Annotated in this window: 19 protein-coding genes; 11 read left to right on the forward strand and 8 right to left on the reverse strand. The window is 61.8% G+C overall.

The features are described from left to right. Positions 1-31 precede the first annotated feature (31 nt). Positions 32-1996, reverse strand: coding sequence for an LTA synthase family protein (locus AC1P02_RS07425; protein WP_485184776.1), 1965 nt, complete (start codon positions 1994-1996; stop codon positions 32-34). Between the two features lie 257 nt (positions 1997-2253). On the opposite strand from AC1P02_RS07425, the gene AC1P02_RS07430 reads away from it, so the two are divergent. The 3 genes from AC1P02_RS07430 (at position 2254) to AC1P02_RS07440 (ending at position 6488) form a co-directional block, all read left to right on the forward strand. Continuing rightward, a complete protein-coding gene (locus tag AC1P02_RS07430; protein WP_021138962.1) occupies positions 2254-2511 on the forward strand; it encodes a DUF2442 domain-containing protein in 258 nt (85 codons plus the stop codon). Between the two features lie 244 nt (positions 2512-2755). Beyond that, positions 2756-4723, forward strand: coding sequence for a TonB-dependent copper receptor (locus AC1P02_RS07435; protein WP_485184778.1), 1968 nt, complete (start codon positions 2756-2758; stop codon positions 4721-4723). A 148-nt stretch (positions 4724-4871) separates the two neighbouring features. Further along, the gene (locus tag AC1P02_RS07440; protein WP_265451535.1) at positions 4872-6488 is read left to right on the forward strand and encodes an alpha-amylase family protein; all 1617 of its coding nucleotides are present in this window, start codon (positions 4872-4874) and stop codon (positions 6486-6488) included. A 55-nt stretch (positions 6489-6543) separates the two neighbouring features. Here AC1P02_RS07440 and AC1P02_RS07445 read toward each other — a convergent pair whose 3' ends face one another. Further along, positions 6544-7080: an MgtC/SapB family protein gene (locus tag AC1P02_RS07445; RefSeq protein ID WP_005316094.1), complete on the reverse strand. Its 537-nt coding sequence runs from the start codon at positions 7078-7080 to the stop codon at positions 6544-6546. 24 nt (positions 7081-7104) lie between these two features. Beyond that, positions 7105-8547: a RimK family protein gene (locus AC1P02_RS07450; RefSeq protein WP_485184780.1), complete on the reverse strand. Its 1443-nt coding sequence runs from the start codon at positions 8545-8547 to the stop codon at positions 7105-7107. A 188-nt stretch (positions 8548-8735) separates the two neighbouring features. On the opposite strand from AC1P02_RS07450, the gene AC1P02_RS07455 reads away from it, so the two are divergent. From AC1P02_RS07455 to AC1P02_RS07465, 3 genes are read left to right on the forward strand one after another with little or no spacing between them, the layout of a single operon-like run. Next, positions 8736-9281 carry a GNAT family N-acetyltransferase gene (locus AC1P02_RS07455; RefSeq protein ID WP_011899119.1) on the forward strand — a complete coding sequence of 182 codons (546 nt, stop codon included), beginning with the start codon at positions 8736-8738 and terminating at the stop codon, positions 9279-9281. Beyond that, positions 9278-9523 carry a DUF3624 domain-containing protein gene (locus tag AC1P02_RS07460; RefSeq protein WP_021138966.1) on the forward strand — a complete coding sequence of 82 codons (246 nt, stop codon included), beginning with the start codon at positions 9278-9280 and terminating at the stop codon, positions 9521-9523. The genes AC1P02_RS07455 and AC1P02_RS07460 overlap by 4 nt, the downstream gene beginning before the upstream one ends. A 56-nt stretch (positions 9524-9579) precedes the next feature. Beyond that, positions 9580-10326, forward strand: a complete 747-nt coding sequence (locus AC1P02_RS07465; protein WP_099994703.1) for an SDR family oxidoreductase — start codon at positions 9580-9582, stop codon at positions 10324-10326. A 61-nt stretch (positions 10327-10387) separates the two neighbouring features. On the opposite strand, the gene AC1P02_RS07470 is transcribed toward AC1P02_RS07465, so the two are convergent. Then, positions 10388-11860, reverse strand: coding sequence for a C69 family dipeptidase (locus AC1P02_RS07470; RefSeq protein ID WP_485184784.1), 1473 nt, complete (start codon positions 11858-11860; stop codon positions 10388-10390). 473 nt (positions 11861-12333) lie between these two features. On the opposite strand from AC1P02_RS07470, the gene AC1P02_RS07475 reads away from it, so the two are divergent. After that, positions 12334-12786 carry a hypothetical protein gene (locus AC1P02_RS07475; RefSeq protein WP_058394834.1) on the forward strand — a complete coding sequence of 151 codons (453 nt, stop codon included), beginning with the start codon at positions 12334-12336 and terminating at the stop codon, positions 12784-12786. Between the two features lie 223 nt (positions 12787-13009). On the opposite strand, the gene AC1P02_RS07480 is transcribed toward AC1P02_RS07475, so the two are convergent. Continuing rightward, positions 13010-13591, reverse strand: a complete 582-nt coding sequence (locus AC1P02_RS07480; RefSeq protein WP_485184786.1) for a hypothetical protein — start codon at positions 13589-13591, stop codon at positions 13010-13012. 196 nt (positions 13592-13787) lie between these two features. On the opposite strand from AC1P02_RS07480, the gene AC1P02_RS07485 reads away from it, so the two are divergent. Beyond that, positions 13788-14963, forward strand: coding sequence for an iron-containing alcohol dehydrogenase (locus AC1P02_RS07485; RefSeq protein ID WP_081100765.1), 1176 nt, complete (start codon positions 13788-13790; stop codon positions 14961-14963). Positions 14964-15271: 308 nt separating this feature from the next. Here AC1P02_RS07485 and AC1P02_RS07490 read toward each other — a convergent pair whose 3' ends face one another. The 3 genes from AC1P02_RS07490 to AC1P02_RS07500 all read right to left on the reverse strand — a co-directional run bounded on the left by AC1P02_RS07490 (position 15272) and on the right by AC1P02_RS07500 (position 17605). Continuing rightward, the gene (locus tag AC1P02_RS07490; protein ID WP_485184788.1) at positions 15272-15898 is read right to left on the reverse strand and encodes a glutathione S-transferase family protein; all 627 of its coding nucleotides are present in this window, start codon (positions 15896-15898) and stop codon (positions 15272-15274) included. Between the two features lie 110 nt (positions 15899-16008). Continuing rightward, complete coding sequence (locus tag AC1P02_RS07495) at positions 16009-17277, reverse strand: O-acetylhomoserine aminocarboxypropyltransferase/cysteine synthase family protein (RefSeq protein WP_309266072.1); 1269 nt, start codon at positions 17275-17277, stop codon at positions 16009-16011. A gap of 151 nt (positions 17278-17428) precedes the next feature. Further along, the gene (locus tag AC1P02_RS07500; RefSeq protein WP_005316058.1) at positions 17429-17605 is read right to left on the reverse strand and encodes a hypothetical protein; all 177 of its coding nucleotides are present in this window, start codon (positions 17603-17605) and stop codon (positions 17429-17431) included. A 100-nt stretch (positions 17606-17705) separates the two neighbouring features. On the opposite strand from AC1P02_RS07500, the gene sgrR reads away from it, so the two are divergent. The 3 genes from sgrR (at position 17706) to AC1P02_RS07515 (ending at position 22346) form a co-directional block, all read left to right on the forward strand. Further along, on the forward strand, positions 17706-19382 hold the full coding sequence (sgrR, locus tag AC1P02_RS07505; RefSeq protein ID WP_485184790.1) for an HTH-type transcriptional regulator SgrR: 1677 nt from the start codon (positions 17706-17708) through the stop codon (positions 19380-19382). 192 nt (positions 19383-19574) lie between these two features. Next, on the forward strand, positions 19575-21752 hold the full coding sequence (gene katG, locus AC1P02_RS07510) for a catalase/peroxidase HPI (RefSeq protein WP_485184792.1): 2178 nt from the start codon (positions 19575-19577) through the stop codon (positions 21750-21752). A 198-nt stretch (positions 21753-21950) separates the two neighbouring features. Further along, positions 21951-22346, forward strand: a complete 396-nt coding sequence (locus tag AC1P02_RS07515) for an acyl-CoA thioesterase (RefSeq protein WP_005316053.1) — start codon at positions 21951-21953, stop codon at positions 22344-22346. The last annotated feature ends 36 nt before the right edge of the window (positions 22347-22382 follow it).

Here is a 22382-nt window from a genome sequence, read left to right on the forward strand (position 1 = left end):
TGGCGGGTTTTATATTGTTGCGTTGGCGGGGTCAGTTCAGCACTGTCCGGGTATCCGGCGCCGTCTGGTAGAGCCCTTTCTGGTAGGCCAGACTCCCCCACAGCGCCAGCCCGAGGGCGGCATCCTTCATGGCATCCGGTTGTGGTGCAGGTGTGAGGGTTTCGCTGGCATCCTCATAGATGAAGCCTTGCGCCGGACGCTCCGGTTGCAGGATCACCACATCCTTGCCCCGCATCAGGGCAAAGTTCTTGTCGTACTGCATGATGGCGCGACCCGGCCAGTCGGCTGGCATGCGGGTCAGATCCTTGCCCAGCATGGGATAGTCGGCGCTTATCCCCATCAGGGAGAGCAGGGTCGGTGCCATGTCGATCTGGCTGACGATGCGCGGGTCCTGCTTCGGGGCTATGCCGTCACCGACGATGACGCCGGGAATGTGGAAGCGGGGAATGGGGACCAGACTGTCACCACCAACCCGACTGTCGTGGTCGGCGATGACCAGAAACAGGGTGTCTTTCCAGTAGTCGGACTGCTTCGCTTTCTTGAAGAACTCGCCGATGGCGTAGTCCGCGTACTTGGCGGCGTTGTTGCGGGTCTGCTTGGGTTGTTCGTAGAGCGCGATGCGATCGTCCGGGAATTCAAAGGGATCGTGGTTGCTGGAGCTGAACACCAGGCTGAAGAAGGGCTTGCCCTCCTTGTGCAGCGCCTTGAAGGTCTCGTCTGCCTTGGTCATCAGGTCCTCGTCGGAGGCGCCCCATGACCCCTCGAATACCGGGTTCTTGAAGTCTTTCTGCTCGACTATGGTGGTGAAGCCGTTGCCGAGGAAGAAGCTGCGCATGTTGTCGAAATGGCTCTCGCCACCATAGATGAAGCTGGTGTTGTAGCCGCGCTGCTTGAGCAGATCCGCGATGGTAAAGAAGTTGGTCTGGCTCTTGCCTAGCTTGACCACGGCCTGGGCCGGGGTCGGCGTGAAACCGGTCAGCACAGCTTCTATGCCGCGCACCGAACGGGTGCCAGTGGCGTAGAGCTGCTCGAATGCCCAACCCTGTTGCGAGAGCGCATCCAGATTGGGGGTGAGCGGCAGGCCGCCGAGGGAGCCGACGAACTGGGCGCCCAGGCTCTCTTGCAACAGGATCACCAGATTCTTGGGTTTGCCGCTATAGCTGGCTTCGTTGAAGGTCTGGCTGGGCAGGGCCGTCGAGCTGAAGTCATGGAGCTCGCGGCCGCTCTCCTGGCGAATGAGGTCAAGGATCTGTTGCCGAGGCAACTGGCCATAGAACTGGCTGGCATCCTCTTCGCCCCCCATCTGCTTGATGGCGAAAAACACCGAGTAGGCGGAGTTGACGGTGAGGGCATTGATCAGAGGGTCGCTGGCAAAGGCGACCATGGCCGGATTCAGAGGGCGATGACCCAGACTGGAGCGGGCGCCGAGGAAGCCGATGGCGAGAATGAGCAGGGCAAAGGCCGGGCGCAGATACCAGCGGGGGAAGCTCAGTCCGCGCAGCAGACGACCGCTCAGCCACCAACCTCCTCCCAGTGTCAGCAGGCTGAACAGCACGGCGATCAGCAGTTCACCCTTGCGGCCGGCCCACAGCATGGAGAGCACTTCTTTCGGATAGATGAGGTACTCCACATAGAGGCGGTTGGGCCGCACGCCGTACTCGGTCACGAAAGATGGAGTGGAGATCTCGAGGAAGAGCATCAGCCAGAGTCCCAGCGTCAGCCAGACCCTGATGAGCTGCAACCAGGCCCGGCCAATGGCGTGGGGCCCGGCCAGCAGCATGGTAAGCATGGCGGGGACACCCCATATCCAGCAGAGGGTCGCGATATCGACCCGCAGCCCTTGCAACAGCATCTCTGGCCAACCTGCGACGGCATCGACCCGTTCCAGTTGCCACACGCCGAGGCCGACTCGGCTGACGGAGAGAGAGACAAGCGCGATAAATGAAAAAACGGCGATGGGCCAAAACGGTCCCAGCCATTGTTTGATAGTGGTCATTGTTGTTCCTACAAGCCTATTTGCACCCGTCCTCGGGCACATTGTTTTTATATTGCAGGGTTATGACCTTGTGCTTGGGGAAAGGTTGCATCAGGTGCCGGTAAAAGAGATGTTCTGGCACGATTTATGCGTTTTATGTGACAAGACGCAGGGATTGAAGACAGCATAAATGGCTGGAAAAAGTGTGATCCGTCCTGCAAAGCGGCGCTGGGGGCTTGTTTATAATGGCGCCGAATTTCTCAATCGGAGCCGAAGGGATGCCGGTCTTTATCGATGTGGAATATTTGCAGGGATGGCGGCTGTTTGTGGTGCTCTCCGACGGCACCACAGGAGCGCTGGATCTGGCCCCCTGGCGCACACAGCCCCTGTTTGCGGCGCTGGATTCTGAGCGACGCTGTGCCAGGGTCTTCATCAACCGCCGTCATCAGCTGGAATGGCCCGCTGGCTGCACCCTCTCGGCCCACGAGGTGTATCACCTGATCAAACCCATCAATGAGCGGGAAGCCTTCAACTAACCCTCTTTTTTGTGAGCCATCCCCAGATTCCTGTAACTGGAATGTTTGTCCGTTTGCCTTCTCTACCCAATTTGGGTAAAACCTGCGCAACATTTTGCCAACCCTCTCTTGCCGTCGCCTGACAAGGCTTGCCACATCTTGGTCGCAGGCCTTTTTTGCGGCCAGACGGCAAACCTTTCCCCAGCAGAAAGGTTTATTGGTAGAGATTAAAAAAACAAGATAAACAGATAGATAAGGAAAGTTCATGGCTCATTTTATGCGGACCCCTCTCGCCTTGCTGGTGGGCGGCCTCGCCTGCCACGGCGCAGCTGGTCAGGAGCAGGTGCAACGGCTGGAGCCCATGGTGGTGGTCGCCAGCCGCCCGACCAGCACTCTGGAAGTGACCTTGGATCCCAAGAAGCCGGGCTCCCCCATGCCTGCCGCCGATGGCGCCGGTTATCTGAAGAACGTCACCGGCATGAGCATGGTGCGCAAAGGGGGGCTGGGGGGCGATCCCGTGCTGCGGGGGATGGGCATGTCCCGCCTCAACGTGCAGATGGATGGCGGCATGCTGGCCGGTGGCTGTGGCGGTCGCATGGACCCGCCCACCGCCTATGTATTTCCCCAATCTTTCGACCGGATACGGGTGTTGAAGGGGCCGCAATCCCTGGAGCAGGGTGCCACCCTGGCGGGTACCGTGCTGTTTGAGCGAGACAGACCCGAGTTCAGTGCTCCCGGTGTCAAGGCCGAAGCCTCGGCGCTGTATGGCAGTTCCGGTCGTGACGACCAGATGCTGGATGCCACCGTCGGCGCCCCCGAGGGCTATCTGCGCGGCCAGTTCACTCACTCCGACAGCGATGACTACCGCGATGGTCACGGTGACAAGGTGCGCTCCTTCTATCGCCGGGAAAACGGCACGGCCCAGCTGGGCTGGACGCCGGGCGACAACACCCTGCTCGAGCTGACCGCCGAGCGCAGCAACGCCCGCGCCGCCTACGCGGATCGTATGATGGATGGTCCCATGTTCGACCGGGAGTCTTTCGGTCTCAAGTTCAAGCAGGAGGCGATCAGCCAACAGTGGCGCCGCAGTGAGCTGACTCTGTGGGACAACGACATAGACCACATCATGGACAACTTCAGCCTGCGGCCAAACAGCGGCATCAAGATGCTGTCCAACCCGGATCGCCGCAATACCGGCGGCCGCTGGGCCAACGATATCGCCCTGCCGGCCGACTGGTTGCTGACCGCCGGACTCGATGCCAACCGGGATCAGCACAGGGCCCGCAGCGGTGTGGATTACGCCAGCCAGCCTCGCCAGCGTACTTTGCGATTCGAACAGCAAGGCTGGTTCAGCGAGCTGGGTCGCCAGCAGGGGGCCCATAGCTACAAGGGGGGTTATCGTCAGGATCGGGTGGAGACCACCAAATATGGCGCCGGCGATCAGACCCTCTATAGCGACAAGCTGGTGCTCGACAGCGGCTTTGGCCGCTACGAATACCAGTGGTCGCCAGCCTGGTCGAGCTATCTGGCCTGGGGCCAGGCCGAGCGGGCACCGGATTACTGGGAGCGCAGCAAGGACAGCGTCCCCTTCATCCTCAACCCCGAGCGCAGCCGCCAGTGGGATGCCGGGCTGGCCCTGCGCAGCCGCGATCTGGATCTGACCCTCTCCCTGTTCAGCGCCGACATCCAGGACTACCTGCTCTATAACAACAAGTCGAACAAGGTGCGCAACATAGATGCCCAGACCCGGGGCGGCGAGCTGGAAGGACGCTGGCAGTTTGCCGAGCAGTGGCGCCTCGATGGTGGTCTGGCAGTGGTCTACGGCGAAAACCGGAGCGACAGCAAGCCGCTGGCCCAGATGCCGCCACTCGATGGCAAGCTGGCCTTGGGCTGGCAGCCGGATGAGGACTGGAGCTTTACGCTGTTGGGGCGCGCCGTCGCGGCGCAGAAGAGGGTAGATGTGGGATCTGGCACTGTGGCCGGTCAGGATCAGGGGGAGACACCTGGTTTCTTCACCATGAACCTGAGCGGTGCCTGGCAGGTGAGCGAAGGGTGGCAGTTGTCCGCCGGTATCGACAACCTGTTCGATACCTTCTACTACGAGCACCTCTCCAAGTCGGTACACGCCAGCCAGGCGGGGCTGGGGTATGAGCAGATTGGCCGTATTCCCGAGCCGGGCCGCGCCCTCTGGCTGTCAGTCAACTATCGCTTCGCCTCTGCCGGCGTGCTTTGAACCGGGTACGTGCCAACTGCCAGCCAGGGGGCTCTAACCGACTGAAGCGGGTAACGTTTTCAGTCACAGACCCGCAGTGGTGAGCTGGGTATCATGGCTTCAAGGGTGGCGCGCTCTGCGCCAGCAACACCACAGCGGGAAGATAACAATGAAACAAGGACGTTTGCGCTATGGCGGCCTGCTCGGGGCCGCCTTGTTCCTGACGGCGTGCGGCAGCGGGGGCGGTGGCTCCAGCAGCGAGGCTCAGCCACCCGTGGTCAATCCACCGGTGACCTCTGCCAGCCGCGCCTGTTATGGCAATGACCAGGCCGCCTGCAACCTGAGAACCTATCAGGTGATGGTGGAGTCTTTCGTCGATGGCGACAGCGCCGCCAACTACGGCGTCGGTTATGGCCCCTCCGGGCACAACGGCGATCTGCAAGGGATCATCGACAGCCTGGATCACATCAAGAGTCTCAACGTCAACGCCATCTGGCTCACCCCTGTATTTGACTCCTGCGCGGGTCAGGGGGGGGATGACAAGCTGGATGCTACCGGCTACTTCGCCTGTGATTTTTTCACCGTGGATCCCAACTTTGGCAGCAATGCCCAGCTCAAACAGCTGGTGGATGCGGCGCACCAGCGCGGCCTTTACGTCTTCCTCGATGGCGTGTTCGGTCACGTCAACAAGGTGGGAGTGAGCAAGCCGTCGCCAGAGGGGCGCCAGCCTGTGCTCAAGAGCGGGGGCGCCGGTTATCCCGGTCAGCTGGTGGATTACAGCCAACCCGAGAGCCTCGCCTACTTCAAGGAGGTGGCGCGTTACTGGGTCGAACAGTACGGCATCGACGGCTGGCGACTGGATCAGGCCTATCAGCTGGGGCTGGACGAATGGCGTGCCATTCGCGGCGAGGTCGAACAGGCCAGTGCGGCACGCAAGGCGGCGGGCCAGCAGTGGGGCACCCTGGGCTACATGGTGGGTGAGGTATGGAAGAGTGCTGACGAGATCCGGGCCCAGGCCTATGGCCCGAGCGACAAGCCGGCGCTCTCTTCGGCGTTCGACTTCCCGCTGCGCTACGGCATAGTACAGGCGCTGGCGGTGGAGGAGTCCGGCAAGGGCGGGCAGGGAGCCAGCGTGCTGGATGCCAGCTGGAACAAGGTGGAGAGCTATCCGAACCACGCCATGCCAAATCTGATGCTGGGCAACCACGATCTGGTACGCTTCGGTGACCTGCTGGAGCGGGGAAATTTCAATCCGGCGGACTACTGGCAGCGCCACAAGGCGGCCTTCAGCTTCCTCGCGGCTCGCTCAGGCCCCATCACCTTCTATTACGGCGAGGAGTTTGGCGACGAGGTGCCGGGCTTTGCCAAGCAGGTGAGTGGCGACTGTGCGGCGCAGGGACTCTGTGACGATCACGTGGCCCGCAGCGATGGCAAGGTGCCCGGTGTCACCGGTTTCGTGCCGAGCAGCGATCAGGCCGAACTCAAGCTGTGGCTCAGCCAGTTGCTGGCGATGCGCGCCACGCATCCCGCCCTCTATCAGGGGGAGCGAGTCAAGCTGGTGGCCGATGGCAGCGTTTATGGCGACATCAAACAGACGGCGGCAGAGCAGATTGTCTACCTGCTCAACGTCTCCACCACGCCTCAAAGCTATGCCCTGCCGGTCGGCAAACTGCGCAGTGGCAGTGCCCTGGTGGATCTGCAAAGCGGCGAGAGTCTGGCGCTGGGTGGCAGCAGCGTGACGGTGGACTTGCCACCGCTGAGCGGTCGCTTCCTGCTGTTGCAATAAGGCTGGCGAGTAACAACAAGGGCTCCAGTTTGGAGCCCTTGTTCATTGTGGTGGGTTACTTCTCGATACCGCTGCCAAGCTCGTCCTGATGGGTATTGGCGGCAGGCGCATGGCTATTGCCGTGGCGCCAGCTCTCCAGCCGGTTGTGCACCCCGCGGCGCAGACTCTTGAAGCTGGTCTCGAGATAATCCACTCCCACCAGAATGGCCAGGGTGACGCCGGTGAGCAGCACGGCCTGGTGCAGCATCTCCATGCCGATGAGGGCGCCGAGTGCCGCCAGCATCCAGACGGTCGCAGCCGAGGTGACGCCCAGTACCTGACCATCCCGGGTCATCATGACGCCGGCGCCGAGAAAGCCGATCCCCGTGATGAGTTGACCCAGCACCCGTGCCTGATCGGCCCCCTGGGGGCTGACGGCGGCACCGATGGCGAGAAAGCAGTAAGTGCCGAGAATGATGAGCGAAGAGGTGCGGATCCCGACCGGCTTGCCACGCAGTTGCCGCTCCAGCCCCACCAGGGTGCCGCATACCAGGCAGGCCAGGATGTTCTCCCAGCCAAGGGGCGCTATGTCCCACCAATCCGCTGTCATCATAATCACCTCTGCTGTCGATGCTTGTTATCCTGCCGCGCTCTGCCCCCGGTTTTCCAGCCGTTGCCGGAAGGCCCTGGCCAGGCTCTCGTAGAGGTCCTTTGCCTCTCTGTCCTCAATATCGCCACGTATCCAGGGATTGTCGATGATTTCCAGCAGCACGCAGTCGCGCCCCTGCTGGCGCAGGTCGACCCCGAACAGGCCGTTGCCAAGCTGATGCACGGCGCGGCGGGCCGTTTGCAGCACTCGCTCCGGTACCTCGGTGAGCGGTAGTGCCTCTATCCGGCTCATGTCGAGGGGGTGTTTGCGGCGGCGGATGCGGTTGCCGGGTTCCGGGCGGTAGCGGCGACAGGCGAACAACGGCGAGCCGTCGAGAAAGCCGATGCGCCAGTCAAATTCGGCAGGGATCCGGCTCTGCACCAGCAGCAGGGCGGAGCGACCCAGTCCTTCGTCCAACAGGCGGGCGAGCTGCTGTTCATCGCTGGCCATGGCGAGATCCCGCCCCTGGGCACCGTCGGGCACTTTTACCATCAGCGGCAGGCCGAGCCGCTGCACCAGCTCGTCCACCTGATGGCGGCCCCGACGGGTAACCACCATGGTGGGCGGCATGGGCACGCCGCTGCGCACCATCAGCTCGTAGAGATAGAGCTTGTTGCTGCAGGCGAGGATGGCGCGGGAGCTGTCGATCACCGGCATCTTGAGCTGCTCGGCGCGGCGGGCAAATTCGAAGGTGTAGTGGCCGACGGCGGTTTCTGCCCGCAGCCAGAGGGTGTCGAACTCCGGCAGCCGCTCTATGGCGGAGGGGGCAAGTATCTCGGCCTGGATCCCCTGTGCAGCGGCCGCCTTGATGAAGCGGTCGAGGGCCAGAGCATCGCTGCTGGCGCGGCCATCATCGGGATCCACCAGGATGGCGAGCTGGTAGAGCGGCGCCGCATGTTCCCCATCCCCGGTGCCAACCAGCGCCTGGGCATGGTGCAGCATCAGTGCCTTCTCGCTCTGGCTCAGATCCAGCGGAGACAGGCTTTGTTGCTGGCGCACCGACCAGCCGTGCCGACCGCGTTTGAGGGTCAGCTCCTGCAGCGGCAACTGGCTCAGGCCGTAGTAGTAGCGAGCCAGCCCCGCCAGCTCACTCTGTTCGCTCTGACCGAAGATGGCGCGCACCCGAATGCGATCCTCGCTCTGCTGGGCCAGCCAGCCCTGCACCTTGCGCCACAGCTTGGCTGGCGGCTGCTGGGGTTGCAACACGCTGATGGCTTGCAATCCCGGTAGACAGTGATGGCCCCTGGCCTGCGCCAGCAGGGAGCAGTAGTAGCCCGCGCTCAGGTGCTCCAGATCGCGGCAGAGGTTGATGATGCGGGGTCTGCCGCCCGTGGTCGGCACGCCGTGTTGCAGGTAGGTGCGGGCGGTCAGCAGATAATCGGCATGGCAAGGCCAGTCGCCCAGCTCTTCGACGATGACATAGGTACTCATAGTTCTTCGGCTCCACAGAAAGGACTGCCTTGAATGGCAGTATCCCCAGTGGGCTTCGATGCACCGACAAGCACGACAATGGCGCGAGGGGAAACAAGAGGTTACAGTGCCTAATATTCTGCTTTGGTAACTTGTGATACAAGTCGCATTTCTGGTGCTGAAGATAAATAACCGAACAAGGACTCCCTGTGTTGACCGTGCGCGCGGCCCGAACCGATGATTTGGGCGCCATCGTTAAGCTGGAACGCTACTGCTTTCCCCCCGAAGTCGCCTTTGGCCGCAGCCGCTGGCACTATCTGCTCACCCACGCCAAGGGGCGCACCCTGCTGCTGCTGGATGAGACGTCGCAGCTGATGGGATATCTCAGCCTGCTGGAGCACAGAGGGTGGGATCGGCTGGTGATCCAGACCCTCGCCATCCGCTGGACCATTCGTCGTCAGGGCTGGGCCCGCCGTCTGCTGGAGCAGGTGATCCGGGAGGGGCGCGAAGCTGGCTGGGGGGCTGTGCGCCTCGAGGTGGGCGATGCCAATGAAGAGGCGCTTGCCCTCTATCAGGCGCTGGGATTCAAGGCTCAGCAGAGGTTGCCGGATTACTATGGCCGCGACCAGCATGCTCACCGGCTGGTGTTGTCACTCATTGGTGACGAGGAGCGTCAGCTGCGCGGTCTGGCCCGCAAGCACCGCATAGGCGGTAAAGCAGCCTTGCAACACGGCAAGGCGGGCTGCTCAGGATGAGTTGTGAAGACTGCCTTGCCACCGCCATCAAGGCCAAGCTGGGGCGCTGCCCCGTTTGCGCCATCCAGACGTTTGTCATCGGCCTGATCGGCTGGCTGGTGTGGTGGTGGTTTGGTGCCGACACCTCGGTCAATGCCCTCACCGGTCTGCTGTTCGCGCTGGGAGGCTCAGGCCTGTTCCTGCTCCATCTGGCTGTGTTTATCTGGCGCAAGGTGACCGGGCGTGAATTGAGCGATGAATGAATCTGAGTGGATTCAAACACATAAATAACAATATCGGTGTAGATATGGAGGTTCAGATGATTGCAATGGTAACGGGTGCTTCGTCCGGCTTTGGGGAGGCCATCAGCCGCCAGCTGGTGCAGGCGGGCTACAAGGTGATCGGCACCGGTCGTCGCGCCGAGCGGCTGGCTGCGTTGGCTGACGAGCTGGGCGAGCAGTTCCTGCCGCTGGTATTCGACGTGCAGGACAAGACGGCGACTCAAGCCGCCATCGCTGGCCTGCCGGCTGCCTGGCAAGAAGTGGATCTGCTGGTCAACAACGCCGGTCTGGCCCTGGGGCTGGAACCCGCCCACAAGGCGGACCTCGAAGACTGGGAGCAGATGATAGCCACCAACATCAGCGGGCTGACCCTGCTCACCCGACTGCTGCTGCCGGGCATGGTGGCGCGCAATCGCGGCCACGTGGTCAACATAGGCTCCATCGCAGGCACCTACCCCTATCCGGGCGGCAACGTCTACGGCGCCACCAAGGCATTCGTGAAACAGTTCAGCTTGAACCTGCGCGCCGACCTGGCGGGCACCGCCATCCGCGTCACCAACGTGGAGCCGGGTCTGTGTGGCGGCACCGAGTTCTCCAACGTGCGCTTCCACGGTGACGACGCCAAGGCCGCTACCGTCTATCAGGGGGTGCAGGCCATTCAGCCGGAAGACATCGCCAATACAGTGCTCTGGGTCAGCCAGCAGCCCGCCCACGTCAACATCAACAGCATAGAGATAATGCCGGTGGCCCAGACTTTTGGTCCGCTCCATATCAGCCGCGGCTGAGTTCCCTGCTTGATGAAATGAAAGAGGCACCCCGGGGTGCCTCTTCTGTTTTCCGAGCCGGTCAGAGGCTCATGATCTTCTTGAACTCCTCCTCTGAATACTTCTTCTCCGTGCTCTTGGTGAGATCCGTCATCAGCTTGTAGCGCAACTCTTTGGCCATCTGGTAGGTCTGCTCCAGCTGGCCGTAGGAGTAGTCGGCGGCCAGCCCGAGCGCGGTGGCCTTGTCATTGGCATAGGTCTGCTTGAGGGTCTTGTCGAGCACCGCCACTTCCTTGTAGAGCTTGGCGCTCTCCTTGCTCCAGACGCCCCGCAGCAGCGGCAGATATTTGTCCGGATTGGTGTTGGCCAGCGCTGTCAGGCTGCGGAACTGCCAGTAGGCGGAGTCATCGGAGTAGCTGTCGCTGCCGGTGCGATAGGGCAGGGGGTAGGATTCCAGGGTGTTGTAGAGCGGCACCATCACGGATTCGGCCAGCACGCCGTAGCTCTGCCAGATCAATCCCTGCAGCTCCTTGGGCATCTCCTTGCGCAGCTGGATCACGTGGGATTCGAGCTGACGATCGATGCGGATCGGTCGCTCCGCCTTGCCAGCGAGCGGCGTGCCCTCATAGGTGGCGCTCAGCACCCTGGCCACGTCCGGCACGGCGATAGGGGCATCCGGCTTCATGAACAGCGGATATTGCGCCTGCCGGGTGGCTTGCTGGTGGGAGGCGGTCAGCATTTTTTGGCCGAGCCACTCCCGATCCACGTTGTAGGGATCGGCAATCACCCCGAATGCCTTGGCGAAGTTGAAGTCCTTGGGGTCGGCGTTATCCAGCAGTTTGTGCTGCTGCACGAACTCCAGCAGCTTGGGCGAGTGCAGCACATCGGCGCTATCGAGATTGACGCCGTGGATGCGCAGGCCGTTGGCCACCATGGCGTAGCTGTCGTCCGGCACCCGCACCGCGATCCAGTGGTGGCCGGAGCCGATCTCCATCAGCCAGGCCTCGTTTACATCCGCCAGATAGAGGCTGTTGCCCTCACCGGCGCCATACTGCTCCACATAGCGGCCAAGCAGCTCGACCCCCTCTTTGGCCGTTTTGGCCTGCGGCAGGATCAGGGTGGGGATGATGGCTTCAATCACTCCCTTCTCGATCAGCGGATCGGCTTTTTGGGCCCTGTCGTTGACCTCGGCACTGGTGGTGGCCGAGAGGGCGACGTTGAACTCGTTGATGCCGCGCTCTTCATAATATTTGCCTGCCGGGTCGCTGGTGGTGGCGTCCCAGTCACGAATGGCGGAGTAGGCGAGGAAGGCCTTTGGCATGGGCACTTCCAGCCCGTTGCCCAGCTTCCAGCTCTTTCCCTCGTTCTGCTGGGCGGGCCGGAAGGCCAGGTACTTGTTCCAATTGTTGACGCCAAAATCCTCGTTTCTGGCGATCATCACGCTGCCATCCGCGCTGGCGCCCTTGCCGACGACAAGGCCGGTGCAGGCGTCGGCGCTGGTGCCAAGCAGGGTGAGCAGGGTGGCGGAGAGGAGACTCAAGGTGTGTTTTTTCATGGGATTGCCCGAAGCGTAACTGTGAGTGAAAGTCAGGCGGTGGGATGGGATGCGCGCTGCCGCAGGCCGATGGCGGCATGGAAGTATGCCGGTGGATTGGTCTGCCGATCATTGATGTCGCAAACATTTCATCCATAACACTGCTTGCTGGTTCTATCGTGCGCCAAAATTGTAGACTTCTGCAGTTGTTTGTTTTGTGATCTGCGCGCTAATCCTTGGCTTTCTCTGGCAGATGCGTTCGAGTGTAGAGAGATGTGCCGCAATATCATGACGGGGCGGCGCAGGAGTCATGATTCTGACGCCCTGCTTGCTGCGAGCAATGGGCGTGGCGCCAGCCTGAGTGCGGGATTTGGCCCCATCTGGAAAGTTGGCCTGTAACTTGCTGGTTTAATTGACAATGGTGGGGCCTGGCGCCCCATGTTATCGAATCAGCCAAAGCGTCATGCCGGATCGGCATACAGATTGGAGTCCCCATGGATATCAAACCCTACAGCCAGCAACTTGCCCAGAGTGCGTCCAACTCCCGCGCCCTCGCCACCCTCAGCGGTGCCGACAGTGGTCAGGGTGGTGGCTGGGAGGAGTTGGTCAACCTCTCCTCCCAGCGACTGACCAGCAAGGCGCAGCAGGCGCTCACCTATGAGCATCTGGCCAAGAACAGCAAGCTGCCGCCCGCGCTGGACATGAACTCGGACAAGGGTGGCATGATGCAGCAGCTGGTGGACAAGGCGCTTGGGTTTGATCGCAAGAAGTTCAACGAGATAGAGGAGAAGCTCAAGGCGATCGCCGACAACAAGCAACTCTCTGTCGAAGAGCGCGAGCAGCAGAGCAAGGCCTTGAACGAGCAGAAGGAGACCATGCTGCAAGATGCCATGGATCGCCTCACCGGCAAGAAGAGCGAGCCAAAGGAAGAGACCAAGACTACCTGAGTGATGGCCTGCACGACTCGAACGGCAATCCGTGGTCATCGGGGGCAAGGTGTTGCCTCGGGTAATGATGCCGCCTTTCCCATGTGGAAGGGATGATGACATCACAATGAGAAAGGGAGGGGTGATGTCCCTCCCTTTTTGACGGGCTCTTGGGGCTGCTGCTTTCCCGGCCCCGTTTCTGCTCCGGCACTATGTCTTCTCAAGCGCTATTTCTTCTCGGGTACTATTTTTTCTCGGGCACTATGCCGATACCCACCGCCTGGGTCTGGACGGCCTTGATCTGATCCCCTTTGGCGATCAGGGCAAATTGCGCCGGGTTGTGCACCTTGACCACCAGGGTGTGATCCACCCCTTTGACCGTGACCGTCTGCTGCGCCTTGTCGACGTCGATGACGTCCCCATACAGTGTGACCTTGACACCCACCCCGGCCCCCGGCTTCTGGCCAGCGGCGGCCTTGTCCGCATCCATCTCGACGACGCGCTGTCTGACGCCTGCCGTGCCCTTGAGCAGTTCCAGATCCAGCATCTGCAGGTATCTCAGTGCCACCGTATCGCCAACCTTGAGGTTTTGCAGGTTGGTGACCTGTTCACCGGCGACTATGTCGAACGCTTCACCGGCGTCATTTTTCAGGCTGACCTTGCGGCTCGCCATGTCGATGGCAGTCACCGTCGCCTGGGCAGTCACGGCTTCAACCAGACTGGCCTTGCCTGGGGCGGTCGCGACTTCGGTGACCACCTCGGCGGCTTGCACCAGGCAGGTCGAGAGGGAGAGCAGACCGGCAATCCATGTATGCTTCAATTTCATGTTTCAGACCTTATGACGGGAAATGAGGATGAAAGGAGGTGGGCATGCAGGCCCGGATGGCACATGGCACCGCCTTCCTGACAGACCATAGCAGAGCCGCGCCTGACCAACCCGCTGGACTCGAACGCAATGCGTGTTTTGATAGCCGGCTCCCGTTTTTTGACCTGCCGGAGCCACGGGCGCACAATCCCCTTGCATGCATTCAACCGAGGGCTTTGCCGTGTACAACTTCCAATATGCCAATCCTACCCGGGTCTGTTTTGGTGACGGCCAGATAGCCACGCTGCCCGACCTGATCCCGGCAGGCAGTCGCCTGCTGGTGCTCTACGGCGGTGGCAGCATCAAGAAAAACGGCGTCTATGACCAGTTGACCCAGGCGTTGGCGGGGAGGGATTGGCAGGAGTTTTCAGGCATAGGGGCCAACCCCCAGTACGATCAGCTGATGGAGGCGGTGGCGCTGGTCAAGCGCGAGCGCATCGACTTCCTGCTGGCGGTCGGCGGCGGATCCGTGGTAGATGGCACCAAGTTCGTGGCCGCCGCGGCCTGTTTTGAGGGGGGGGATCCCTGGGAGATACTGCTGCACAAGGCGCCCGTCAAGGCGGCCCTGCCTCTGGGCTGCGTGCTGACCCTGCCCGCCACCGGCTCGGAGAGCAATCCCGCCGCCGTGGTGAGTCGGGGGGAGGCCAAGCTCTCCTTCATGAATCCGCTGGTGCAACCTGTGTTTGCCGTGCTCGATCCCACCACCACCTACAGCCTGCCCACCCGCCAGATCGGCAATGGGGTGGTGGATGCCTTCGTCCACATCATTGAGCAGTACCTCACCTTCCCTGTGGGGGGCGAGGTGCAGGACAGGCTGGCGGAAGGCTTGCTGCAGGTGCTGGTGGATAACGGCCCCAAAGCCCTGGTGGATCCCACCCATTATCAGGTGCGCGCCAACCTGATGTGGGCCGCCAGCCTGGCGCTCAATGGTCTCATCGGCCGCGGCGTGCCCCAGGACTGGTCCACTCACGCCATCGGCCACCAGCTCACAGCGCTGCACGGGCTGGATCATGCCCAGAGTCTGGCTGTGGTACTGCCCTCCCTGCTGCGTGAGCAGGCGGCCCAGAAGCAGGAAAAGCTGGCCCAGTTCGCCGAGCGGGTCTGGCATTCGAGCCGGGAGGACAAGGCGCTGCGCATCGAGGAGGCGATCATCCGCACCGAGCAGTTCTTCCAGCAGATGGGGGTGGGCACCCGTCTCGCCGACTACGGTCTGAGCGAGAGCTGCATCCCCGGCATCTGCTCCAACCTCAAGCGTTTCGGCCTGACGGCGCTCGGTGAGCAGCAGGACATAGATCCGGACAAGGTAGCCAGGATCCTTTCACATGCCCTTTAAGTCTGGGGTGCCAGCTCCGGGTGAAGGAGAGATCCGGGCAATATAGTCGCCAGGATCCTGTCACACGCTCTTTAAGTCTGGGGTTCCAGCTTCGGGTGAAGGATAGATCCGGGCAATATAGTAGCCAGGATCCTGTCACACGCTCTTTAAGTCTGGGGTGCCAGCTCCGGGTGAAGGATAGATCCGGGCAATATAGTAGCGAGGATCCTTTCCCACGCGCTCTGAGCATTTGGCTGACGAGCTGAAAAGAAAACGCCCCGATTGTCGGGGCGTTTTGCATTCCGGGGTGAGGCGCTGAGGGCAGAGGATCAGGTGCCCAGATCCAGCTCATGCTCCAGTGTCGCGGCCTTCTGGCGGGCCGGATGGGTATTGAGACGTTCCCAGTAGGTTTGCAGGTGCGGGAAGTGTGCCAGCTGGCCGCCCTGGGCCAGCAGATCCACCAGGAAGGAGTTCATGATGTCGGCGCCGGAGAGACGGTCCCCCACCAGATAGTGGCGAGTGCTCAAGACCGCATTTAGATAGCCCAGCACCTTGGCGCACTCCGCTTTGGCGTAGTCCGGCAGGAAGCGCATCGGGCTGCCATCCTTGCGCACGAACATGTCGAGCAGCAGCGGCAGTATGCCGGAGCTCTCGGCAAAGTGGATCCACTGCAGGTATTCGGGGTAGTCGGGGCTATCCTGAGCTGGCGCCAGCCGCTCGGGGGCGTGGCGGGCAATCAGGTACTCTGTGATGGCGCCGGATTCCGCCAGCACGCGTCCTTCCAGCTCGATGACAGGCGACTTGCCGAGGGGGTGGATGGCTTTCAGCTCGGGCGGCGCCAGAAAGGTAGTGGCATTGCGCTGGTAGGCCTTGATCTGGTAGGGCAAGCCCAGCTCTTCGAGCAGCCAGATGATGCGTTGGGAGCGGGATTTGTTCAGGTGGTGCAGGATTATCATTGGAACCTCGATTCGGTGGCAGGAGTCGGTATACGCGTCGGCGAGGTGACTGGTTCACCGGCATGGAGAAATCAAGAGAGCGGGCAGTGCCCGCTCTCTCGTTGGCTGACTCAGGCCTCCAGCGCCTGATCCAGATCCGCCAATATGTCCTCGATCGCTTCTATCCCCACCGACAAGCGGATCATCTCCGGCTTGACCCCGGCCCTGACCTGTTCCTCCTCGCTCAGCTGGCGATGGGTGGTGGAGGCGGGGTGGCAAGCCAGCGACTTGGCGTCGCCGATATTGACCAGCCGTTTGAAGATCTTGAGGGCATCGTAGAAGCGCACCCCGGCCTCATAGCCCTCCTTCAAGCCAAACGAGAGGATGGCCGACGGCCGGCCCCCCATGTACTTCTCCGCCAGCAGATAGTGGGGATGTCCCGGCAGACCGGCGTAGCTGACCCAGGCTACCTTGGGATGATGCTTGAGGTGGTGGGCGACCTGAAGGGCGTTGTCCACGTGGCGCTCCATGCGCAGGCTCAGGGTTTCAAGCCCCTGCAGCAGCAGGAAGGCGTTCATGGGGGCCAGCGCCGCGCCGGTATTGCGCAAGGGCACTGTGCGAACCCGGCCGATAAAGGCGGCGGGGCCGAAGGCTTGTGTGTAGACCACACCGTGGTAGGAGGGCTCGGGCTGGGTGAGCTGGGGGAAGCGTTCTGCGTTATCCGCCCAGGGGAACTTGCCCGAGTCGACCACCACACCACCCAGCGAGTTGCCGTGGCCGCCGACATATTTGGTCAGGCTGTGCACCACGATATCGGCGCCGTGTTCTATGGGTTTGCACAGCACCGGCGTGGCGACCGTGTTGTCGACGATGAGGGGCACGCCACGGGCGTGGGCCACCTTGGCAAAGGCGGCCAGATCGACGATGTTGCCTGCCGGGTTGCCTATGCTCTCGCAATAGACTGCCTTGGTCTTGTCGTCGATGAGGGCGGCGATGGCCTCGGCGCTGTCATCACTGGCGAAGCGCACTTCAACCCCGAAGCTCGGCAGCATGTGGGCGAACAGTGTGTAGGTGCCGCCATAGAGCTGGGGCGTAGAGACTATGTTGTCGCCGGCGGCGGTCAGCGCCTGGATGGCGTAAGTGATGGCGGCGGAACCCGCCGAGACCACCAGCCCGGCGATGCCCCCTTCCAGCGCGGCCATCCGCTGTTCCAGCACATCGTTGGTGGGATTCATGATGCGGGTATAGATGTTGCCCGGCACCGCCAGATTGAACAGGTCCGCCCCGTGCTGGGCGCTGTCGAACTCGTAGGCCACCGTCTGGTAGATGGGCACAGCGACCGCCTTGGTAGTGGGATCGCTGGAAAAGCCGTGGTGCAGGGCCAGGGTCGCATCTTTCATCACACACTCCTTGTTGGATGTTGCTTGTCGCAGTTACAGCTGGGCAGTTATAGATGGATAGACGTCCAATCTATCAGGCTCAGCGGCGATGTAAACCACCCAATCCGGTAAAGCAATTGCATGCCTCGCCTTTGAGCAACCGGGGCTGCACTCAGAGGCGGCGACGATACTCCTTGTCATCGATCTGGTGCATGTCCCACTGCATCAGGCGGTTGAGCTGGCTCATGGGATCCTCGATCAGGGTCAACGGGCGAGGGAGGATCCGCTTGAAGTAGCGACGCAGGGTTTGCTGGATCCGGTTCGGTTTGGGGGCGCTTTGCTGGTTCATGATGATGCTCCTGTGCTGTGGCTCTCATGTTCATCAGCAGTATTGAGCTAAAATGCGGAAGTAAAAACTGATGACTTATAGCAACAGGATTTCCTCTTTTATGCCGACCAGTCGCCTTTATCAGCAGTTTCAACGACTCGCCCAGCAGCTTGGCTGCGATGAGCGGGAAGCAAGTCTCGCCGAAGTGGCGGACCTGCTCTGCTGCACCCCGCGCAACGCCCGCCTGCTGCTGCGGCGGATGCAGGATCAGGGCTGGCTCAGCTGGTCAGCCGAGGCGGGCAGGGGACGGCGCTCCCGGCTCACCCTGCTCGACAGCCAGGAGAGTCTGACCCGGCGCCGCCTGCGGGATCTGCTGAGTCAGGGCCAGCTTGCCCAGGCGGTGCGGCTGGCGGAAGGTCGGCTGGATCTGCTCACCCCGCTGCTCATCGAACAACTCGGCCAGGCCACCCGGGAGGGACGCCAGATCCTGCGGGTGCCCTACTATCGGCCGCTGCCCCAGCTGCTGCCCACGGATCCGCTGCGTCGCTCCGAAATTCACCTGAGCCGACAGATCTTCAACGGTCTCACCCGACGAAATGAGGAAAATGGGGAAATCGAAGGGGATCTGGCCCACCACTGGGAGTGTCTGGGGCCCTGTCACTGGCGCTTCTATCTGAGGCCGGTGGTGCGCTTTCACCACGGCCGTGAGCTGGTGGTAGAAGATGTGATGGAGAGTTTGCTGGCACTGCGGGATCGTCCCCTGTTCGCCCATCTGGTTCGGCTGGAGAGCCCCTGGCCACGCACTCTGGATCTGTATCTCGACAGCCCGGATCCTCTGCTGCCCCACCTGCTGGCCGAACCGGTGGCAACCATATTGCCGCGGGAGCTCAAGGGGGAGGCGGGCTTTGCCCTGCAGCCGGTGGGCACGGGCCCCTACAAGGTGACCGCCAACGATCCCCTCCACCTTTGTCTGGAGGCGTTCGACGACTACTTCGGTCTGCGTACCCTGCTCGACGAGATCGACATCTGGATGCTGCCGGAGCTGGCGGAGCGGCTGGAGACCCACCTGCAGCTGGGACGTGACAGCCCTGAACTCGGCAGCATGCGCGGTGAGTCCGAGCTTGAATCCGGCTGCTACTTCCTGCTGCAGGACGACAGATCCGTATCCTTGCAGGATCCCGCCCTGCGTCACTGGCTGGCCCAGCTGCTCAACCCCATCGCCCTGATGGCACGGGTCGCCCCCGAGTTGCAGCGGGGCTGGACCAGTGCGCTGGGTCTGTTGCCCCACTGGCGCGAGGCCCTGCCTGCGTCATTGCCAACGCCGGAGCAACTGCCGACGCGGCTGGTGCTGGCCTGTTTCAATCAGCATCTGGAGTTCAACGAGTGTGCCGGCGCCATGGCCAGCCTGCTGGCAGAACAGGGGATCCGGCTGGAGGTTCGCACCCTGGATTACGGCCGCTGGGTGAGCGGGGTGGATGAGGATGTGGATCTCTGGCTCGGCACCCTCAATCTGGAGCACGAGCATGCCTTCGCCCCCTACGCCTGGCTGCTGGGCACGCCGCTGCTGCACAAGGTGTGGGCCAGTCAGCATGCTTTATGGCAGGGCCTGACCCGGTGGCGTGCCAGCGGTGAGGAGCCGGGCCCGCGCGCTCTGCTGGCCCGGGTGCAGCAACAGGGCTGGTTCGTGCCCCTGTTCCACCACTGGCTGGAGCTGGAGAGCCGGGTCGGCGTGCACGGGGTGCGCATGACGGCCCTCGGCTGGTTTGATTTTCGCAGTGCCTGGCTTCGCCCCGAGTAAGGACGATGCTTATGAGGTGGGTTGAACCTGTCTCGCCTCACCTTGTACCTGCAAGGTGCTCTTCCGGCAGATCGTCATCCTGTTTTAATTGCCGTTTTTACTATGGGTCGGCGGGTCGCAGTTCATTGGACATTCAATTCCAAAGTGCCATGCTGGTTCAGGTTATGGAAAGCAGAGCAAATGAGGAAAAAGATGAGCAACAATTCAGAACGTTCCCAAGGAAAATGCCCGGTCATGCACGGTGGTACCACCTCCGGCGAGCAAGCCAACATGGCGTGGTGGCCGAAGAGCCTCAACCTCGACATTCTCCATCAGCACGACACCAAGACCAATCCGCTGGGGCCCGGTTTCAATTACCGGGAAGAGCTCAAGAAGCTCGACATGGCCGCCCTCAAGCAGGATGTGACCGCCCTGATGACTGACAGCCAGGATTGGTGGCCGGCAGACTGGGGCCACTACGGCGGCCTGATGATCCGCATGGCCTGGCACTCGGCCGGCACCTATCGTATCGCCGATGGCCGTGGTGGTGGCAGTACCGGCAATCAGCGTTTTGCTCCGCTCAACTCCTGGCCTGACAACGCCAACCTGGACAAGGCCCGGCGTCTGCTGTGGCCCATCAAGAAAAAGTACGGCAACAAGATCAGCTGGGCCGATCTGATCATTCTGGCCGGCACCGTGGCTTATGAGTCCATGGGGCTCAAGACGTTCGGCTTCGCCTTCGGCCGCGAGGATATCTGGCACCCCGAGAAAGACATCTATTGGGGCGCGGAGAAGGAGTGGCTGGCACCGAGCAGCAAGCCCGGCGGTCGTTACTCTGGCGAGCGGGATCTGGACAACCCGCTGGCGGCAGTGATGATGGGGCTCATCTACGTCAACCCGGAAGGGGTCGACGGCAATCCGGATCCTCTGAAAACCGCCAAGGACATGCGGGTCACCTTTGCCCGCATGGCGATGGATGACGAAGAGACGGTCGCCCTGACGGCCGGGGGGCACACGGTAGGCAAATGTCACGGCAATGGGGATGCCCGGCTGCTCGGGCCCGAGCCGGAAGGTGCCGCTGTCGAGGAGCAGGGGCTGGGCTGGCTCAACAAGACCCAGCGGGGCATTGGTCGCAATGCGGTGACCAGCGGCATTGAAGGGGCCTGGACCACCCACCCCACCCGTTGGGACAACGGCTACTTCTACCTACTGTTCAACTACGAGTGGGAACTGAAAAAGAGCCCGGCCGGTGCCTGGCAGTGGGAGCCCGTCAATATACGGGAAGAGGACAAGCCGGTGGATGTGGAAGATCCTGCAATTCGCCACAACCCCATCATGACAGACGCCGACATGGCGCTGAAGTTCGACCCCGAGTACCGCAAGATCGCCGAGCGTTTCCGCGCTGATCCGGCGGCCTTCTCCGATGCCTTCGCCCGCGCCTGGTTCAAGCTGACCCACAGGGATCTGGGGCCGAAAACCCGCTATGTGGGGCCTTATGTGCCAGCTGAAGATCTGATCTGGCAGGATCCTGTGCCTGCCGGGCGTACCGATTATGACGTGGCTGCGGTGAAGACCAGGATTGCCGCCAGCGGCCTTTCCATCAGCGATATGGTCAGTACCGCCTGGGACAGCGCCCGTACTTTCCGGGGCTCGGATCTGCGTGGCGGTGCCAATGGTGCCCGTATCCGGCTTGCCCCGCAGAAGGAGTGGGAAGGGAATGAACCGGCCAGACTGGCGCGGGTGCTCAAGGTGCTCGAGCCCATCGCCGCCGCCAGCCAGATCAGCGTGGCGGATGTGATAGTGCTGGCGGGTAACCTGGGTGTTGAGCTGGCGGCCAGGGCCGCCGGGGTCGAGGTGACAGTCCCCTTCAGTCCGGGTCGCGGTGATGCGACTCAGGCCCAGACTGATGTGGCGTCGTTCGACGTACTTGAGCCGCTTGCCGACGGTTACCGCAACTGGTTGAAAAAGGACTATGCGGTCACTGCGGAGGAGCTGATGCTGGATCGCACCCAGCTGATGGGGCTGACGGCCCATGAGATGACGGTTCTGGTGGGCGGCATGCGGGTGCTCGGCACCAACCATGGCGGCACCCGGCACGGTGTCTTTACCGAGAGGGAAGGGGCCTTGACCAACGACTACTTCGTCAACCTCACCGACATGGCCAACACCTGGCACCCGGCGGGAGATCGTCTGTATGAAGTGCGCGATCGCAAGAGCGGCAAGGTGAAATGGACGGCGACCCGGATCGATCTGGTGTTCGGCTCAAACTCGGTATTGCGTGCCTACGCCGAGGTCTATGCCCAGGATGACAACAAGGAGAAGTTCGTCTGCGATTTCATCAGTGCCTGGAACAAGGTGATGAATGCGGACCGCTTTGATCTGATGAGCTAAGGCTGACCCGACGGCCCCGCACACCCGGGTGTGCGGGGTATTTTTTTGTCCTGAGCCAAGGCTTGCCTGGGGTTGCGACAGAGATTGGCCAGTACCGGAGAGCAGTGCCGCCGCTGTCCTTTTGGACTGGATATCAGGTAACATCTTGATTCATTGATGATGGCTAGCTGCCAAGCCCCTGCTGACAAGGAGTCGCCCATGCTGGAAATGCAGATCCAACCCCGTTTTCAAGAGACAGATGCCCTCGGCCACATCAACAATACGGTGCCGGCGGTCTGGTTCGAGGCGGCGCGGGATCCCCTGTTTCGCATCTTCTCTCCCGAGCTGGATGTGCATAACTGGCACCTGATCATCGCGGGCTATACGGTACAGTTCAAACGCGAGCTGTTTTATGGTCAGCAGGTATCGATCAACACCGGGGTGCGCCGCATCGGATCCAGCTCCTTCACGCTCTGGCAGGAAGCCTGGCAGGGCGGTGAGCTGGCCGTCACCGGCGAAACGACCCTGATCCATTTTGACTATCAGACCCGCCAATCCCTTCCCTTGAGTGACAAGCACAGGGAAGCGCTGCGGGCCTGGCTGATAGAGAGTTAACCTTGGCCTGTTGGCCTACCACAGGAAAACCATGCA

Source organism: Aeromonas sp. TS_SC_11 (assembly GCF_057318915.1).

What these genes read in the sequence shown, in the direction of transcription:
- AC1P02_RS07445 (WP_005316094.1), bottom strand. Translation starts at nt 7,080, where the DNA reads ATGATGACAGCGGATTGGTGGGACATAGCGCCCCTTGGCTGGGAGAAC.
- AC1P02_RS07515 (WP_005316053.1), top strand. Translation starts at nt 21,951, where the DNA reads ATGCTGGAAATGCAGATCCAACCCCGTTTTCAAGAGACAGATGCCCTC.
- AC1P02_RS07465 (WP_099994703.1), top strand. Translation starts at nt 9,580, where the DNA reads ATGATTGCAATGGTAACGGGTGCTTCGTCCGGCTTTGGGGAGGCCATC.
- AC1P02_RS07430 (WP_021138962.1), top strand. Translation starts at nt 2,254, where the DNA reads ATGCCGGTCTTTATCGATGTGGAATATTTGCAGGGATGGCGGCTGTTT.
- AC1P02_RS07425 (WP_485184776.1), bottom strand. Translation starts at nt 1,996, where the DNA reads ATGACCACTATCAAACAATGGCTGGGACCGTTTTGGCCCATCGCCGTT.
- AC1P02_RS07450 (WP_485184780.1), bottom strand. Translation starts at nt 8,547, where the DNA reads ATGAGTACCTATGTCATCGTCGAAGAGCTGGGCGACTGGCCTTGCCAT.
- AC1P02_RS07470 (WP_485184784.1), bottom strand. Translation starts at nt 11,860, where the DNA reads ATGAAAAAACACACCTTGAGTCTCCTCTCCGCCACCCTGCTCACCCTG.
- AC1P02_RS07480 (WP_485184786.1), bottom strand. Translation starts at nt 13,591, where the DNA reads ATGAAATTGAAGCATACATGGATTGCCGGTCTGCTCTCCCTCTCGACC.
- AC1P02_RS07435 (WP_485184778.1), top strand. Translation starts at nt 2,756, where the DNA reads ATGGCTCATTTTATGCGGACCCCTCTCGCCTTGCTGGTGGGCGGCCTC.
- AC1P02_RS07460 (WP_021138966.1), top strand. Translation starts at nt 9,278, where the DNA reads ATGAGTTGTGAAGACTGCCTTGCCACCGCCATCAAGGCCAAGCTGGGG.
- AC1P02_RS07475 (WP_058394834.1), top strand. Translation starts at nt 12,334, where the DNA reads ATGGATATCAAACCCTACAGCCAGCAACTTGCCCAGAGTGCGTCCAAC.
- AC1P02_RS07485 (WP_081100765.1), top strand. Translation starts at nt 13,788, where the DNA reads ATGCATTCAACCGAGGGCTTTGCCGTGTACAACTTCCAATATGCCAAT.
- AC1P02_RS07495 (WP_309266072.1), bottom strand. Translation starts at nt 17,277, where the DNA reads ATGAAAGATGCGACCCTGGCCCTGCACCACGGCTTTTCCAGCGATCCC.
- AC1P02_RS07440 (WP_265451535.1), top strand. Translation starts at nt 4,872, where the DNA reads ATGAAACAAGGACGTTTGCGCTATGGCGGCCTGCTCGGGGCCGCCTTG.
- sgrR (WP_485184790.1), top strand. Translation starts at nt 17,706, where the DNA reads ATGCCGACCAGTCGCCTTTATCAGCAGTTTCAACGACTCGCCCAGCAG.
- katG (WP_485184792.1), top strand. Translation starts at nt 19,575, where the DNA reads ATGAGCAACAATTCAGAACGTTCCCAAGGAAAATGCCCGGTCATGCAC.
- AC1P02_RS07490 (WP_485184788.1), bottom strand. Translation starts at nt 15,898, where the DNA reads ATGATAATCCTGCACCACCTGAACAAATCCCGCTCCCAACGCATCATC.
- AC1P02_RS07500 (WP_005316058.1), bottom strand. Translation starts at nt 17,605, where the DNA reads ATGAACCAGCAAAGCGCCCCCAAACCGAACCGGATCCAGCAAACCCTG.